Origin of the sequence: Moorena sp. SIO1G6, assembly GCF_010672795.1 — a bacterium.
Taxonomy (GTDB): Bacteria; Cyanobacteriota; Cyanobacteriia; order Cyanobacteriales; family Coleofasciculaceae; genus Moorena; species Moorena producens.
On sequence record NZ_JAAHFZ010000180.1, the window covers coordinates 1 to 1,405 of the forward strand.

General features: G+C 44.6%; 2 protein-coding genes and 1 pseudogene. 1 reads left to right on the forward strand and 2 read right to left on the reverse strand.

Going from position 1 to position 1,405, the window contains the following annotated elements:
• Positions 1 to 316: 316 nt before the first annotated feature.
• Positions 317 to 751: a VOC family protein gene (locus tag F6K63_RS36875; protein WP_287315015.1), complete on the reverse strand. Its 435-nt coding sequence runs from the start codon at positions 749 to 751 to the stop codon at positions 317 to 319.
• A complete protein-coding gene (locus F6K63_RS38205) occupies positions 732 to 938 on the reverse strand; it encodes a hypothetical protein (RefSeq protein WP_502708412.1) in 207 nt (68 codons plus the stop codon). Before F6K63_RS38205 ends, F6K63_RS36875 begins: the two co-directional genes overlap by 20 nt.
• An 82-nt stretch (positions 939 to 1,020) precedes the next feature.
• On the opposite strand from F6K63_RS38205, the pseudogene F6K63_RS36880 reads away from it, so the two are divergent.
• A pseudogene (locus F6K63_RS36880) lies at positions 1,021 to 1,278 on the forward strand (helix-turn-helix domain-containing protein); the annotation flags it as partial.
• Positions 1,279 to 1,405 lie beyond the last annotated feature (127 nt).

The following is a 1,405-nucleotide window of genomic DNA, read 5'->3' on the forward strand; positions in this document are numbered from 1 at the left end:
AAGGATAGTGGAGTCTTTATGGTTGGCAGGTTATGCAGAGAAGGGTAAAAATTTATTAATTAAGACTCCACTATCCTAAGGTTTCGTCTCTAGGGAAAAGATGACAGGGCAATGGAAGGCCAACCCTCGAATCATGCATTACATCAAGACTTTTCTTGAAACTCGACACATGAGAACCGCAGGACTTGCGGGGATAGTCTGGGTCGCGAACGTAAGACCATAAAACCCCGCTTAGGGTGGAGGCTGTTGCATTGAAGCACCAAACCAAATCGTGAGGTTTAGGAATCCCAGCTCCTTTGGAGCCGCTACGCGAACGTTATAATCTTTGATTTAACGATGGGAGGATGTCAAAAGCGGCCTCTTGACCGTAGGAAATTTCTACATGGTGTCCATCAGGATCCCTTAGATAGGCTGCGTAACCAGTTGGAGGACCATAATCCTTAGGTCCGTCAAGTAAACAACCCTCTTTGCGAGCAAGTTTGCAGAGCTGATCCACTTGTTCGCAACTGACACAAGCAATACCAATATGACTCGGGGGCAAGATCGGCTTGGCCTCTTCTTCCTCAAGTAGAGCTAGGGCAAAGGGTCTAATGTTGTCGGACATCCAAACTGTACCTGGTTCTACGCGCAAGCGCACTACTGACATCTGACCATACTTAGCGTAGAAAGCAATACTGGCATTAAGGTTCGTAACAGCTATAGCTAAATGAGTGAAGGCTGTTGTTTTAGCTTCATCCGCGAGAAGCCTCACATCTCAATGCTACGCCATGAGTGTGAGATGAATCGCGGACAGAGTCTCTCGGATTCGGCAAAGCCGACGCTACGCGAACAGGGAAGCGAGCTATCAAGCTCCTAAGTAGTGATGACTGAGTCATTCCCCTCCGTTCTGCTTCCTGCTCTAGTTGCTTTTTTTCAAAATCAGTAAGTCTAATTATCATTTTTATTGTTTTAATTATGACTGGCGTTTTGACTGTCTGTATAGTATAATTGTAATAGGTCGATAAACGAGGAACAAGTCAAATTATAATCGCGTACCAGTACCGGTTAAAACCAACAAAAGAGCAAAAAGCCAAGATAGATCATTGGCTCTCAATGTTGTGTGCTCAATATAATTATTTATTGGCTGACCGTTTTTCTTGGTATGAACAAAATCGGTGCTCAATCAATGCCTGTCCCCTTGTTTGTCACCTTCCTGAATTAAGGGACAACCCAGATTATTACAGCCAGAAAAAGACTTTACCCAATCTCAAGAAGACTCGTCCTTGGTACAAGGAAATGCGTGCGACTCGTTGGCTAGAAACCTTACCTAATAAAAGGTATGGGGGATTAGCCGCAAGGTAACAGAACCTTGACAACTTGATAACCATGTTGGTGAAATACCAACCCTCGTGAAATCCGAGCGACA